This window comes from Ruegeria sp. BG5 (assembly GCF_056538425.1).
The window spans coordinates 149,211-164,326 of the sequence record NZ_JBQFTC010000003.1 but is presented as its reverse complement, the minus strand read 5'-3'; the positions used below and the strand labels follow the sequence as shown (position 1 = coordinate 164,326).

The 15,116-nt window shown below is 60.5% G+C and carries 12 protein-coding genes; 8 read left to right on the top strand and 4 right to left on the bottom strand.

The window, feature by feature from the left end; all coding sequences use genetic code 11:
* The first annotated feature begins 1 nt into the window (after position 1).
* Complete coding sequence (locus ACR0KX_RS12880; RefSeq protein ID WP_170453818.1) at positions 2–1,012, top strand: iron ABC transporter permease; 1,011 nt, start codon at positions 2–4, stop codon at positions 1,010–1,012.
* A 2-nt stretch (positions 1,013–1,014) separates the two neighbouring features.
* On the opposite strand, the gene ACR0KX_RS12875 is transcribed toward ACR0KX_RS12880, so the two are convergent.
* The gene (locus tag ACR0KX_RS12875) at positions 1,015–2,028 is read right to left on the bottom strand and encodes a LacI family DNA-binding transcriptional regulator (RefSeq protein WP_170453819.1); all 1,014 of its coding nucleotides are present in this window, start codon (positions 2,026–2,028) and stop codon (positions 1,015–1,017) included.
* Positions 2,029–2,259: 231 nt separating this feature from the next.
* On the opposite strand from ACR0KX_RS12875, the gene ACR0KX_RS12870 reads away from it, so the two are divergent.
* From ACR0KX_RS12870 to ACR0KX_RS12850, 5 genes are all read left to right on the top strand, one after another.
* Positions 2,260–3,564, top strand: coding sequence for an extracellular solute-binding protein (locus ACR0KX_RS12870; RefSeq protein WP_170453820.1), 1,305 nt, complete (start codon positions 2,260–2,262; stop codon positions 3,562–3,564).
* Positions 3,565–3,636: 72 nt separating this feature from the next.
* Complete coding sequence (locus ACR0KX_RS12865; RefSeq protein WP_170453821.1) at positions 3,637–4,518, top strand: ABC transporter permease subunit; 882 nt, start codon at positions 3,637–3,639, stop codon at positions 4,516–4,518.
* Between the two features lie 12 nt (positions 4,519–4,530).
* Positions 4,531–5,424: an ABC transporter permease subunit gene (locus tag ACR0KX_RS12860; RefSeq protein WP_170453822.1), complete on the top strand. Its 894-nt coding sequence runs from the start codon at positions 4,531–4,533 to the stop codon at positions 5,422–5,424.
* 12 nt (positions 5,425–5,436) lie between these two features.
* The gene (locus tag ACR0KX_RS12855) at positions 5,437–6,483 is read left to right on the top strand and encodes a sn-glycerol-3-phosphate import ATP-binding protein UgpC (protein ID WP_170453824.1); all 1,047 of its coding nucleotides are present in this window, start codon (positions 5,437–5,439) and stop codon (positions 6,481–6,483) included.
* On the top strand, positions 6,480–7,481 hold the full coding sequence (locus tag ACR0KX_RS12850; RefSeq protein WP_480626680.1) for an endonuclease/exonuclease/phosphatase family protein: 1,002 nt from the start codon (positions 6,480–6,482) through the stop codon (positions 7,479–7,481). The genes ACR0KX_RS12855 and ACR0KX_RS12850 overlap by 4 nt, the downstream gene beginning before the upstream one ends.
* Positions 7,482–7,502: 21 nt before the next feature.
* On the opposite strand, the gene ACR0KX_RS12845 is transcribed toward ACR0KX_RS12850, so the two are convergent.
* Positions 7,503–8,417 carry a LysR family transcriptional regulator gene (locus ACR0KX_RS12845; protein WP_170622185.1) on the bottom strand — a complete coding sequence of 305 codons (915 nt, stop codon included), beginning with the start codon at positions 8,415–8,417 and terminating at the stop codon, positions 7,503–7,505.
* Positions 8,418–8,533: 116 nt separating this feature from the next.
* Here ACR0KX_RS12845 and ACR0KX_RS12840 point away from each other — a divergent pair, with 116 nt between their 5' ends.
* On the top strand, positions 8,534–10,084 hold the full coding sequence (locus ACR0KX_RS12840) for a proton-conducting transporter transmembrane domain-containing protein (RefSeq protein ID WP_170453828.1): 1,551 nt from the start codon (positions 8,534–8,536) through the stop codon (positions 10,082–10,084).
* A 14-nt stretch (positions 10,085–10,098) separates the two neighbouring features.
* A complete protein-coding gene (locus ACR0KX_RS12835) occupies positions 10,099–12,510 on the top strand; it encodes a DUF2309 domain-containing protein (RefSeq protein WP_170622186.1) in 2,412 nt (803 codons plus the stop codon).
* 48 nt (positions 12,511–12,558) lie between these two features.
* Here ACR0KX_RS12835 and ACR0KX_RS12830 read toward each other — a convergent pair whose 3' ends face one another.
* Both ACR0KX_RS12830 and ACR0KX_RS12825 read right to left on the bottom strand, forming a co-directional pair.
* Entirely contained in the window at positions 12,559–13,704 is a 1,146-nt protein-coding gene (locus ACR0KX_RS12830; RefSeq protein ID WP_170622187.1) for an iron-containing alcohol dehydrogenase, read from the bottom strand.
* Positions 13,701–15,083, bottom strand: coding sequence for an aldehyde dehydrogenase family protein (locus ACR0KX_RS12825; protein ID WP_170622188.1), 1,383 nt, complete (start codon positions 15,081–15,083; stop codon positions 13,701–13,703). Before ACR0KX_RS12825 ends, ACR0KX_RS12830 begins: the two co-directional genes overlap by 4 nt.
* Positions 15,084–15,116 lie beyond the last annotated feature (33 nt).

The window sequence follows — 15,116 nt, the reverse complement described above, 5'->3', positions numbered from 1 at the left end:
AATGGCTCAAACGGGGCGTGCGGTCCTGCTGGGGGCGGTCATTCTGACCGCCCTTTTGCTGCTGTCCGTTGTCTATGGCACGACATCCATTCCTGTCGCAGACGTAGGCACAGCGATCATGCTGGGCACCGGATTGACCGAAGGCGAGATGTCCCCCCTGCATCGGATCGTGTTCGACCTGCGCCTGCCCCGCGCCCTATTCGCGGCGGTCATTGGCGCTGGTCTGGGTGTGGTCGGCGTGGTGCTGCAAACGACCACGCGCAACGATCTGGCCGACCCGTTTCTGTTTGGCCTGTCTTCGGGCGCAGCCGCCGGGGCGGTTCTGGTCATCACGGTAACCGGGGACGTGCTTGGCATCTGGACCCTGCCGCTTGCTGCCTTCTGTGGCGGCTTGATCGCGTCAGGCATCGTTCTCGCGCTGGTTCAGGGCTTGCGCACAAGCGCGCCGGAAAAGCTGATCCTTGCAGGGCTTGCGGTCTCGTTCCTGTTTTCTGCCATCACCAACTATCTGATTTTTTCCGGCGACAGTCGTGCCGCGCATTCGGTGATCTTCTGGATGCTGGGCGGTCTTGGCCTCGCGCGGTGGGAGACCTTTCCCCTTGTCCTGATCGGGCTTGCGATGATCCTGGGCTATTCACTCTATCGCAGCCGCTGGCTGGACGCGCTGCTGACCGGGGATTTCACAGCCGCGACGCTGGGTATTCCGGTTCAGGGCCTGCGGTTTCGGATGTTCTTTGTTGCGGCTTTGGCCACGGCAAGCTTTGTCTCGGTCGCGGGCGTCATTGGCTTTGTCGGCCTGATGGTCCCTCACATCGCCCGAGGCATTGCCGGAACGCTGCACCGTAATCTGCTGGTAACCTCGGCCATCGTGGGTGCGATCCTGCTGACCCTGTCCGACATCCTGTCGCGCCTGTTGCTGGCCCCGCAGGAATTGCCCGTCGGCATCGTCACCACATCCATCGGATCGCTGTTCGTCTTCCTGTACCTGTTCAAATCCGCCCGAAACGACTAAGCCTAGTGCGTGCCGCGTGGTACGAAATAGGGATCGACCATGATCGTCTCGCTGGCTTTTGCGGGATCGGCCAGCCTGCATTCCAGCAGCGCAATGACCTGATCGACAGCCTCAGCAATCGGGTTGTTGACCGTGCTCAGGTTGAAGATCGGCCATCTGGCCATTTCGATGTCGTCAAACCCGACCAGCGACAGCGCGTTTGGAACGTCCAGACCCATCTCGCGCGCCGCTGTCAGCGCCCCGATTGCGCTGGCATCATTGGCGCAGATCAGCGCGTCCAGCCTGTGCTGACCCAGCAAGGTAAGCGCGATGTCCCGCCCGGTCTCGACCGTGAAATCTCCGGTCTCTTCCGCCACCAGTCCAAGGCCCGCGCGTTCCAGCACCTCGATCACACCTGCCCTGCGCTCGGCCGAGGATGAGAAACTGGGCGCACCACCCAGAAATCCAAACCGTGTCCGACCTTTCCGGATCAACGCTTCGGTCGCAAGTCGCGTACCTTCGGCATTGCGACAGCACACGTTGTCGACCCCTGGCGCCTTCACAATGCGCCCTGCAGAAATCATTGGCACGCCCAGCTTGCTGCATCGTTTGACCAGCGCCTGAGGCATACTGCCCCCGCGCAGGATCAAAGCATCAAGCGGATAGCGCAAAACCTGCTCGATCGCGTCTTCTGCACGCTGATCCCCACCGTCAATGAGAATCGGCCATTTGTTCAACGCGTTCAGTTTGCCGACCAAAGCGCGGACAAATTCGGAATCAAAATCGCTGCGCATATTGCCGACAAACACCGCCACAAGGTGCGAGCGTCCGTCCTTCAGACCAGCGGCCAAAGCGTTTGGCTGATAGCCCATACGTTCAGCCATATCCTCGATTATTTTTCTTTTATTTTCATCAAGATACGCGCCGGGCGTAAAAGCGCGGGAAACGGCCGAACGAGACACCCCAGCCGCGTCTGCGACGGCCTGCGCAGTGACCCTGCGGCGCCTTTCGGCGGGTTTGTCACGATCCTGAACCACGCTCAACCTGTCCTTCGATTTGGTGGAATTTGTCAATATTGCTAGAAATCTTTCACCGAACTGTCATACGTTAACACTATGTGGGCACGTGTGCAGATTCCAGACGCGTCCATGATGCAGGTCGGAGGCTGCGCGCATCAAACGCCGCAGGGGAGCCTGCACAATAACCTGGCACAAATTTGCCACCGGTCCCTTAGCTGCAAGGGGCCGACACCGAACCGGAGGATCGAAATGACCAAACTGAAGTTTTGCGCAACGGCTGCCGCACTCGCGTTCACCGCGACCACAGTCTTTGCAGAAACCGAAATCACCTGGTGGCACGCACATGGCGGGCAATTGGGCGAGACCGTCAACAAGGTGGCCGAGAAATTCAACGCGTCGCAGGACGAATACACAATCACTCCGATTTACAAAGGCAGCTATGAAGAGACGCTGACCGCCGGTATCGCGGCCTTCCGCGCCGGTGAGCAGCCGAACATCATGCAGGTCTTTGACGCGGGCGCTGCAACCGTGATCGCCGCCAAAGGCGCAACCGTTCCGGTACAGGACCTGCTGGCCGAAAACGGTGTTGAGTTCGACATCAACGACTACATCGCCGGTGTGCGTTATTTCTATGCCGACAGCGATGGCAAGATGATCGGCATGCCCTTCAACTCGTCGACCCCGATTCTGTACTACAACGTCGACGCGCTGGAAGCCGCTGGCGTGACCCCGCCGAAGACATGGGAAGAATTCCAGTCGACCACCGCCCCGGCGTTGAAAGAGGCGGGCTATATCCCGCTCAGCCAGTCGCACCTGCCCTGGATCTTCACCGAGAACTTCATGTCGCGCCACAACCTGCCGTTTGCGACCAACAACAACGGCTATGACGGCATGGATACCGAGATTCTGGTGAACAACGACGCGATCAAGGCGCACTTCACCGCCGTGACCGAGTGGAAGGACAATGGCCTGTTCGAGTGGTACGGCACCGGTTGGGGTGACAACGCCAAGCCGTTTGAAGAGGGCAAAGTTGCCATGTGGCTGGGCTCGTCCGGTTCGTTCGGTGGCCTGTTGCAGAAAAATCTGGGCTTTGAATTCAGCGCGGTTGAACTGCCCTATTGGGAAGCCGTGACGCCCGAGCCGACCCAGACCTTCATCGGTGGTGCCGCCCTGTTCGCGATGGCCGGCAAATCGGACGAAGAAAACAAGGCGACTGCCGAGTTCTTCCGCTTCCTGACCGCGCCTGAAACCCAGTATTTCTGGCATCAGGAAACCGGCTATGTGCCGATCACCGAGGCCGCCTATGACGTTGCCAAGAAAGACGGCCATTATGAGCGTTTCCCGGCAGCCGAAGTCGGTGTGAACCAGTTGCAGGCCAAAGCCGGTGACAACACCAAAGGCTATCGCATGGGCTTCTACGTGCAGATCCGCGATATCATGAACCGCGAATATGGCCGTATCCTGACTGGTGAAACCGACGTGGACACCGCGTTCCAGAACATCGAAGACGAAGCCAACGAATTGCTGGCCCGCTTCGCAAAAACCCAGGGCTAAACCCCGGGATCACCCCCAAGATGGTCGCGCCTTCGGGCGCGGCCATCCCCCATTTTCGCAACTGGACGGGTCATGAAACGCGCGGGCTTCGACACTATCTGGCTTCCTGTGGCATTGCTGCTGCCACAGCTGATGATCATCGCAATCTTCTTCTACTGGCCTGCGGGTTGGGCGTTGCAATCGTCCTTCTTTCTGCAGGACCCGTTTGGCTTCGGTTCGACCTTTGTAGGGGCGGATAACTACACCTCGTTGCTGGGTAACGATCAGTACAAGCGCATCGCGTGGTTCACGATTGTCTTCTCGGTCCTGGTCACATTCTTTTCGCTGTCCATCGCCCTGCTGCTGGCGGTCAAGGCCGACAAGGTGATCCGGGGTGCCAAATCCTATCGCACGCTTCTGATGTGGGTCTACGCCATCGCGCCACCGGTCGCAGGGTTTCTGGGCATCCTGTTCTTTGACCAAAGCACCGGCCCGATGACCAAGTTCTTCCAGATGTTTGGCTGGGATTTCAAACTGGGCGTCGACTACAACGCCACCGCAACCGCGATGATCATCGTGGCTGTCTGGAAACAGATCCCGGTCAATTTCATCTTCTTCCTGTCCGGCCTGCAATCCATCCCGCGTTCGGTCCGCGAGGCGGCGATGATCGACAACCGCTCGGCCACCGGTCGCTTCTGGCAGGTGACCTTTCCACTGCTGGCCCCGACCGCCTTCTTCCTGCTGATCATCAACATCACCTACGCACTGTTCGACACGTTCGGCATCATCGATGCGCTTATGAAGGGTGAGCCGGGGAACAACCCGATGACGCTGGTCTATAAGGTCTATCTGGACGGGTTCCGGGGCAATGACCTTGGCGGCTCATCCGCGCAATCCGTTGTCCTGATGGTTCTTGTTCTGATCCTGACCGTCTTTCAGTTCCGGCTGGTTGAACGCCGGATCCACTATACGTGAGGGGGGCGCAAAATGGCTGACACAACCCTTGAGACAACCCAAACCACCCGCCGCCCCCGCAAGATCAAATGGAGCGCGGTTGGCGATCACACCGTCCTGATCCTGGGCTCGCTGCTGATGATGCTGCCGCCGTTGCTGGCGCTGACCACGGCCAGCCATGATGCGGTGACCATCCACCGGCAGGGCATTCAACTGGGCCTTGGCGACGATCTCGGCAAGAACTTCAACGCCGCCATGTTCGAAAAAGGCGGCTTTACCCAAACCGTCGATGGCACGCTGATGCTGATGAATTCGTTCATCCTTGGCATTGGCTTTGCGGTGGGCAAGATCATCATCTCGATGATGGCCGCTTATGCCATTGTCTATTTCCGCCTGCGTTTTGCCACGCTGGCCTTCTGGATCATCTTCACCACGCTACTGCTGCCGCTTGAGGTGCGGATTCTGCCCTCATACGAAGCGATCCAGAAACTGGGCCTGACGAACACCTATACCGGCCTGATCGTCCCACTGATCGCGTCCGCTACAGGCACGTTCTTCTTCCGGCAGTTCTTTATGTCCGTGCCCGAGGAACTGGCCGAGGCCGCCCGAATCGATGGCGCAGGGCCGTGGAAGTTCTTCATCGACATCCTCGTCCCGCTCAGCCGGACGATGATTGCGGCGATCTTCATCATCATGTTCGTCTTTGGCTGGAACCAGTATCTGTGGCCGACACTGATCACCACGGATGAAAGCTTCTTCACGCTGGTCCGGGGCATCAAGCAGATCGTGCTGACCTATACCGACAGTCAGATCCCCGAACATGGGCAGGCCTTGGCGCTGGCGATCGTTGCGATGATCCCGCCGGTGGCTATCGTCATCTTCTTCCAGAATTGGTTCGTCAAGGGCCTCACAGAATCCGATAAATAAGGAAATACGCGCATGGCTCAGGTCTCGTTAGAGGGCATCCGCAAGGTCTATCCCAACGGCTTTCAGGCCGTTGAGACCACCAATTTCACCATTCAGGACGGCGAGTTTGTCGTTCTGGTCGGCCCCTCGGGCTGTGGCAAGTCCACGCTTCTGCGGATGATCGCGGGGCTGGAGGATATCACCGAAGGCACGCTGAAAATCGGCGACCGGGTGGTGAACGATGTGGACCCAGCGGATCGCGACATTGCGATGGTGTTCCAGAACTACGCTTTGTATCCGCATATGACCGTGCGGAAGAATATCGGCTACGGGCTGAAGAACCGGGGCACGCCTGCCTCCGAGATCGCGGCCAAGGTCGAAGACGCGGCAAAGATGCTGAACCTGACCGAGTATCTGGATCGCAAACCGGCGCAACTGTCGGGCGGTCAGCGGCAGCGCGTTGCCATGGGCCGCGCGGTCGTGCGCGATCCGGCGCTGTTCCTATTTGATGAACCTCTGTCAAACCTGGACGCCAAACTGCGCAACCAGATGCGGATCGAGATCAAGGCCCTGCAACGCCGCCTTGGTACCACGGCGGTTTACGTGACCCACGATCAGGTCGAGGCGATGACCATGGCCGACCGCATCATCGTCCTGAACGCAGGCAAGATCGAACAGATCGGCACCCCGTCCGAAATTTATCACAACCCGGCCTCGACCTTTGTGGCCTCTTTCATGGGCGCGCCGCCAATGAACCTGATCGAGGCGCAAGTGGATCAGGGTCAGGTGCGGATCAATGGCTATGACGGGATCATGACTGCCCCGGCCTCGGCCAATGGCCCTGTGACGCTGGGCATCCGGCCCGAAGATATTGAACTGGACGGGCAGGGCTCGGTTCCGTTTCAGGTCGACATCCTGGAAGAACTGGGCGCGCACCGACTGCTGCACGGTCAGTTGGGCGGGCAGCCCTTTACCGTTCTGGTCAGCAAGGACCACGATGCACAGACGGGTGAGACACATATCACCCTGAAACCCGACGCGCTGCGTCTGTTTGATGTGGAAACGGGAAAAGTCATTTGATTACAGACGTTTTGGACGCCCTGCCCGCTGTGACAGCGGATCAGCGGGCGCGCATCCTGTCGGCACCCCGCACGGCTGCCGCGCATCGCGAATTGCTGGGTGACATACCCGCGATGAACGCATTGCAAATTGGCGGTCAGGCAACCGCCACGCGTTTGCCGGCACAATTCAATGTCGCGGCATGGAATGTGGAACGGTGCCTCTTCCCCGAGGCGACTGCCGCCCATCTGCGCCCGATCCGACCGGACATTGTTTTGCTGTCCGAGGTCGATCACGGCATGGCCCGCACCTCGCAACGGCACACGACCGAAGCCATGGCCGAGGCCTTGGGCATGGTCTATGCCTTTGGTGTCGAGTTCCACGAACTGGACCTTGGCGGCCCGACCGAACGCAGTTTTTGCAAAGACGACTTCAATACGCTGGGTTGGCATGGCAACGCCATTCTGTCCTCGGTTCCGTTCCAGCGCACGGCCCTGATCCGTCTGGACGATCACGGCCATTGGTTTTCCTGCGACGAAGGGGCTGCCGACCCGGATCAGCCGCGAGTCGGGGGCCGTATGGCACTCGCCGCCATCGTGCCGACGGAAAACGGACCAATCTGTGTGATCTCGACCCATCTGGAAAGCAATGCGGATGCTGCGCACCGGCACACCCAGTTCGTTCTTCTGCTGGATGCAATCGACAGGTTTGCGCCGGGCCTGCCGGTTCTGATCGGCGGCGACCTGAACACCGGCAACCACCTGCCCCCGGATTTCAACTGGCAGGACGAAAGCCTGTTCAGCTTGGCCGAAACGCACGGATACGACTGGGGTTTCACGATCGATGGCCCCACCACTCGGCCCAGCCTGATCACCCCGCACCCGCAGCGGGTGATGAAGTTAGATTGGCTCGCAGGCCGGGATCTGAGCTGCATCGACAAAGGGCTGCTGACATCAATCTCGGATGAGGGCACGCCGCTGTCCGATCATGACTGCGTCTGGTGTCGCGCCAGCCTTTAGACGATTCGGACAAAGGCCGGGTTAACCCCCGGTCTTTTCCCGTACTACTACTGCGCCGTCCAAACCCTGACTGTTCGACAGCAATTCCTGCACAAGCGGATTGGGGAATCGCCGCTTGAACGTGACTGCGTGAAAGTTCTCTTTGATGCGCGGATGCTCTTGCGCCTCGATCAACCGGCCCGAGGACAACTCATCCCGCACCACAATCGGGGCCACAAGGGCCAACCCAATATCTTCACGTGCCAGCAGGCGCATCATCGCCATGTCATCCACTTCGGCCACCACCTGCGGACGAACGGACATCCGGCTGGCCATTGCGTCAAAAGCGGTGCGCACACTGTTTTTGCTGGTCGGCAGGATGAACGGTTGTTCTTCGAGCAGCGCCTTGATGGGGCGCTTGGGATCCAGCCGCGCCGGGGTGCCGACAATGCTGACCGGTTGTTCCGCCAGATGATGGGTGACGAAACTGGTCAGGCTGTCACTGGCCGGTTCGTGGTTCATCAGGACCAGATCGAAATTCAGTGTCTCAAGCCCCTCAAGCAACTCACTGGGGCTGCCGGAACGCAAGATGACCTCGACATCCGTACGGGCCAGAATGGGCCGCAGAAACCCGATCTGAAAGTTGCGTGACAAGGTCGACTGTGCGCCGACACGCAGCGCCTGCCTGGCGTTTCCGGCATCCTGCAACGTTGCCACAAGCTCTTGCCCTGCCGCAAAAATTGCGTCCGCGTGGTCCAGGGCGATGTGCCCGGCCTCGGTCAGGTGCAGTTTGCGCCCGCGCCGTTCGAACAGCGGGTGACCCAGCCTCTCCTCCAGCTCTTTGATCTGAACCGAAAGCGCCGATTGCGACAGGTTCAGTCGCTGGGCTGTTCGGGTCAGGTTCCCATCATGGGCAACGGCCCAGAAATAGCGCAGGTGATGATAGTTCAACGGCATATCGTTCTATTTAAATGAACGAAAACCTCAGAACAATGAATTTTTCATTGGGCTGCACGCGCAATATGTCCTGCGAAACGGGCCGAGTCAGCCCATGACCAAAAGGGACGCGCAAAATGCTTCATCTGTTTCTTCCATTGTTAAGCCCGCTGATTCTGCTGGCATCGGCGTATTACGCCAGTCGCCATCCGGGGTTGCGGCCGGGCAATGTCGCGAAACTGTCCGAATGGGCCGCCCTGGCCGCCTTTGCGGTGGCTGCTATCTCGGCGCTGCTGCTGGTGACGCAGGGTTCCGGCACATCGCCGCTGATTGGCTTTTTGGGCCTGGGGTTATCAGTGCGACTGGATGCAGTCAGCGCCATCATGCTGGTGCTGGTCAGCTTTATCGGCTGGATCGTGTTGCGTTACTCAGCCACTTATATGGACGGTGAAGCACGGCAAGGTGCGTTCACCGGCTGGATGTCTGCCACGCTCGCGGCTGTCCTGCTGTTGGTGATGTCGGGCAATCTGGTCCAACTGTTGGCGGCTTGGATCGCGACCAGCCTGATGTTGCACCAGTTGCTTTTGTTTTATCCAGAACGCACCACCGCTCGACGTGCTGCTCGTAAAAAGGCCGTGGTGGCGCGGATCAGCGAAGGCGCGCTGGCCGTTGCGGTCGTACTGCTGCTTGCCAGCTACGGCACCACTGACATTGCGACGATCCTGTCTTCGGCCCAAGGAAACGCCCTGACCATCGTCGCGGCCTTGCTGATCGCGTTGGCTGCGGTCATGGCCTCGGCCCAGTTCCCGATCCATGGCTGGCTGACCGAAGTAATGGAGGCCCCGACCCCGGTATCCGCCCTGTTGCATGCAGGTGTCATCAATGCCGGTGGCTTCCTGCTGATCCGCTTCGCGGACGTCATGCTGGTCGCCCCGGGGATCATGGCAATGCTGGTTATGCTGGGCGGGTTCACCGCGCTGTTCGGCGGGTTGGTCATGCTGACGCAACCGGCTGTGAAAACCTCGCTGGCGTGGTCCACCATCGCGCAGATGGCCTTCATGATCATGCAGTGCGGTCTGGCGCTGTTCCCGCTGGCCCTGCTGCATATCGTGGCGCACTCACTGTACAAGGCGCACGCCTTTCTCAGCGCGGGTGAGGCCGTGCGGAACGTGGCCGCAATTCGCCGCCCCGGCCCGGTTGCGGTGCCAAGCGCACGGAATGTGGTGCTGGCCTTTGCCACGGGCATCCTGATCTACGGCATCGTGGCGGCGGTGTTTGGCATCGACGGCAAGTCGGTCCAGGCCATTGCACTTGGCGTCATCCTGATCTTCGGTGTCGCTTACCTGCTGGCGCAGGGTTTTGCAGATGCAGCGCCCGGAGCACTGACCCGTCGCACGGTGATCTACGCCAGCGTCACCTCGGTCAGCTACTTCGTGCTGCAAATCATCGCGCAAAAACTGACCGCAGGTACCCTGCCCGCGACCCCGGTTCCGGGACCGTTGGAATGGGCGCTGATCATCCTCGCCCTGATCAGCTTTGGCGCGGTCGCGCTGGCGCAATCCACCTTTCCGCTTTGGGCCTCGCATCCTGCAGCGGCGGGCATCCGGGTGCATTTGTCGAACGGGCTTTACGCCAATGCAATCTTTGACCGGCTGCTGGACGGATGGTCCAAGCGGCAGACTGTGTAAGAGGGGTTCCCAAGATGTACATGAAGCACGAAAGCTATCCTGCAGCCCTTTTGGAACTGGTCGCACTGGCCAATGACGCGGCCCGTCAGATCCCACCGCTGTTTCCCTTGTCCTCGAACGTCGCGGTGAACCCGTTTCTTGGGCAAACCAACGCGCCTTTGGCCGTAACCGCCGCGCGGCTTGGCCGGGTTGCAGGAACGCGGATCATGCCGGATCGCAGGGCGTTTGCAGAAAAGTTGAACGCCGGAGAGATCACCGAAGCCGATCTGCTTGAAGCACTGGCCCATATCGACAGCCCGTTTGACACACCGTCGCCAGAGGATTTGGCAGCAGCGCTTGAAACCGAGGCGGCACATCCCGCACCTCTGCCCACTGTCGCTGATCTGGCCGCAGAAGTTTCGGGGATCGACTGGCCCGGCCTGATTGACGAACGGATCGGAGCCTGGGCCGCCAGCCACTTTGATCAGGGTCAGGCGCTGTGGCAGGCCAACCGCACCGGCGGGGCCTATATTGCCTGGCGTGAATTCGCCACACGTGATCTGACGCTCGAGATACACGGCCTGAAAGGCTTTGGTGCTTTTGTCGCCGGCACCAACCGCTCGCAATGGCGGGCGATTGGCCGGGCGTCCGAGGCGCTGGGGGTGACGCCCAAAGCCGCTGGAACCGCCTTCCACCGCTGGCTGATGACGCTGGGCGGATGGGCGCAATATGCGCGCTATCTGCTGTGGCAGGCCGAGCTTGAAGGCAAGACCGATACAACCACGACCGAGTTGCTGGCCATCCGCATGGTGTTTGAAGAGGCGCTGTTCGACCTTTATCGCGATCAGATTGCCGAACGCTGGGCCGAGACCGTCGCGCAACACGAAACCCCAGTTACACCATCCCGCGATATGGTGATCGACGCGGTGCTGCAGGATGCCGCTGAACGCGCGCAACAACGCCAGCTGGGACAGTCGCTTGCCAAGCGGCTGCCGCGCAAGATCGCGGGCCGCCCGATGGTTCAGGCCGCGTTCTGCATCGACGTCCGGTCAGAGGTCTTTCGCCGCGCCCTGGAGGCGCAGGGTGAAGGGATCGAAACCCTCGGGTTCGCAGGCTTCTTCGGCCTCGCCAGCGCCCACAAGGCGGCGGGTTCGGATGTGACCGAATTGCGGGGTCCCGTGCTGCTAAACCCCAATGTCTGCTCGCATGCGGCTGAGGATACGCAGGCCGACCTCAACCGCCGCTATTCCGCGCGGGCCAAGCGCGCCTGGGGCCGGTTTAAGCTGGCCGCGGTGTCCTCTTTTGCCTTTGTCGAGGCGACAGGACCGGTCTATGCCGGAAAGCTGCTGCGGGATGCGCTGGGGAAAGGACATGGTGGGTCTACGTTCGATCCTGCACCCAAGCTGGACCCATCAATTGACCTGCCCACACGGATCGCATCGGCAAAAGCCATCCTTGGTGCCATGTCCCTGACCAGCAACTTTGGCCACATCGTCATGCTGACCGGTCATGGCGCGGATGTGACCAACAACCCGCATGAAAGCGCCTTGCAATGCGGTGCGTGCGGCGGCCATGCCGGAGATGTCAGCGCCCGCCTTCTGGCAGGTCTTTTGAACGATCCAGCCGTGCGCAACGGGCTGCGCGAAGAAGGGATCGACATCCCCAGGGACACGCTGTTCCTGGCCGCCATGCACCACACGACAACGGATGAGGTGACACTGTTCGATCAGGACCAGTCGACCGGCCAATGGGCGCAGAATATCGCGCAACTGAAGATGTGGCTGCAATCGGCTGGGCGGCTTGCCCGGACCGAACGCTCAACACGTCTGCCTCGGGCCCGAGGGGCTCGCGACATCGCCCGCCGCGCCACCGACTGGGCCGAACTGCGCCCCGAATGGGGTCTGGCCGGATGCCGGGCCTTCATCGCTGCACCCCGATCCAGGACGGATGGGACCGGCCTGTCAGGTCAAACCTTCCTGCACAGCTATGACTGGCGGGACGATACCGGGTTTGGCGTGTTGGAACTGATCATGACCGCCCCGGTCGTGGTCGCAAGCTGGATCAGCCTGCAATATTATGGCTCGACCGTTGCGCCGACCCTGTTCGGCGGCGGCAACAAGCTGCTGCACAACGTGGTCGGGGGCATCGGCGTGGTCGAAGGCAATGGCGGCGCGCTGCGCCCCGGTCTGCCCTGGCAATCGGTGCATGACGGCGAAGCCTATCAGCACGACCCGCTGCGCCTGTCGGTGGTCATCGAAGCCCCGCGTGAAGCAATGAACGACATCCTGAGACGCCATCAAAGCGTCAAAGAGCTGTTCGACAACCGCTGGCTGCACCTGATCGCCATGGACGAAAACGGCGATCTTGCCTGGCGCTACACGAAAGACCTTGAATGGGTCCCTATGGTGAATTCCGAGATCAGCGAAAACGCCATCGCAGCGGAATAACCGCATCACATGAAAGGCCCGGCGGGGAAACACGCCGGGCCTTGTGCTTTACAACGCCGCTTTGAACAGCTGGGTCAGGTTTTCCCTGGTCAGTTCAATCGGATTGCCGCCGCAGGACGGATCAATGATCGCACCTTCGACCAGTTCCGGGATCGACGCATCGGTCACACCCAGTTCGGACAACGTGCGTGGGATGCCGAGCGAGTCGTTGAATTCCTGCACAAAATCCCGGAACCCGTAGAACCCGCCTTCGATGCCCAGATAGGCTGCGGCCGACTGGAACCGGTCAGCAATAGCAGGGGCATTGAACTCCAGAACGCTGGGCATGCAGACCGCATTGGTGGTGCCGTGATGGGTGTTGAAATGCGCGCCGATCGGATGGCTCATGGCGTGAATCGCACCCAGACCCTTCTGAAATGCGGTCGCGCCCATGGCCGCTGCACTCATCATCTGGGCGCGGGCTTCGATATCGGTTCCGTCGGCATAGGCGCGCGGCAAGTAGTCCTTGACCAGCCGCATCCCCTCCAGCGCAATACCCTGAGACATCGGGTGGTAGTGCGGGCTGGAAAACGCCTCGACACAATGGGCAAAGGCATCCAAACCGGTACCTGCTGTGATGAACTTGGGCATCCCCACGGTCAGTTCCGGGTCGCAGATCACCACCGAGGGCAGCACTTTGGGATGGAAGATGATCTTCTTCACATGGGTTTCGGAATTGGTGATGACGCTGGCGCGGCCCACTTCGGACCCGGTCCCGGCGGTGGTCGGTACCGCAATGATCGGCGCAATCACGTCGGCATTGGCGCGGGTCCACCAGTCGCCAATATCCTCGAAATCCCAGACGGGCCGCGTCTGACCGGCCATGAAGGCCACCATCTTGCCCAGATCCAACCCCGAACCGCCGCCAAAGGCGATCACCCCGTCATGGCCACCCGCCTGATAGGCCACAACCCCGGCGTCGAGGTTCTTTTCATTCGGGTTCGGATCCACATCCGCAAACAACCCGCGCCCCAGACCGGCGGCCTCCATGATATCCAGCGTTGCGACGGTAATCGGCAGATCAGCCAACCCCTTGTCGGTCACCAGCAGAGGGCGCTTCATCCCGGCCGCCGCGCAGGCCTCGGGCAGCTCCCGGATGCGGCCAGCACCGAATTTTATCGCGGTCGGGTAGGACCAGTTTCCAACAAGGCTCATGATGTCACCTTCTTCAGATGGTAGGATTTGGGGCGGGTCAGGTTGTGATAGCCGATGACCGAAAGGCCACCGCCCCGCCCGGTATTCTTGCAGCCGGTCCAGCACAGGCCGGGGTCCAGATAATCGGCCCGGTTCATGAACACGGTACCAGTCTCGATCTGGTCCCCCACCCGTGCCGCGCGGTCCACGTCGCGGGTCCACAGGCTGGCGGTCAGGCCGAACTCACTGTCATTCATCAGCGCGATCGCTTCTTCGTCGCCAGACACTTTCATGATGCCCACCACGGGACCAAAGCTTTCATCCCGCATCACCCGCATATCGTGGGTCACATTGGTCAGGATCTGAGGGCTCAGATAGGCCCCGCCATCATCTTCGGCGAAAGTGTCAATATGGGCCACAGCGCCATCGGCCACGGCCTCGGCAATCTGCTCCCGCACTTCATCGGCAAAGCGCACATTGGCCATCGGACCCAGAGCGGTCTCGCTGTCCAGCGGATTGCCCAGCTTACAGCCCTTTACGATCTCAACCGCCTTGGCGACAAAATCATCATAAAGACTCTCATGCACGTAAATCCGCTCGATCCCGCAACAGCACTGGCCCGAATTGAACATCGCCCCGTCAATCAGTGTATCGACCGCCGCATCCAGATCGGCATCCTCCATGACATAGCCGGGGTCCTTGCCGCCCAGTTCTGTCCCGACGCCGGTGAATGTCCCCGCCGCCGCGCGCTCCATCGCCTGACCGCCACCGACCGAGCCGGTGAAGTTCACAAAATCAAACGCATTGCCTGAGATCAGATCATTGGTCACGTCATGGCTCAGAAACACGTTCTGGAACACATCCTCGGGCACACCCGCCGCATGGAAGGCCCGCGCCATGCGCTCACCCACCAACAGGGTCTGCGTCGCATGTTTCAGGATCACCGTATTGCCTGCGATCAACGCCGGAGCGACCGTGTTGATCGCGGTCATGTAAGGGTAGTTCCAGGGCGCCACCACAAACACCACCCCATGCGGAATGCGCTTGATATACCGCCTGAACGTCTCATCCTCGCCCACCGCGATATCCGCCAGCGCGCCTTCAGCGATCTCGGCCATATGGCTCGCACGTTCGTTGAACCCGCCAAACTCACCGCCATAGCGCACCGGTCGGCCCATCATATGCGCAAGCTCAGGTACGATCTCATCATTCATCGCGCCCACAGCGGCCACGCCTGCCATCACCAAATCAATCCGCTCCTGCAACGGTCGCGCAGCCCAGCCAGCCTGCGCCGCCCGTGCCCGGCCAGCAACCTCAAACGCCGCCTCCGGCGACAGCACCTCGCGTTCCGCAAAAACCGACCCATCAATCGGCGAGACACATCGCAACATCTGCCCCATATCCACTCCATCTACCAGAAACGCAGGGTCCCC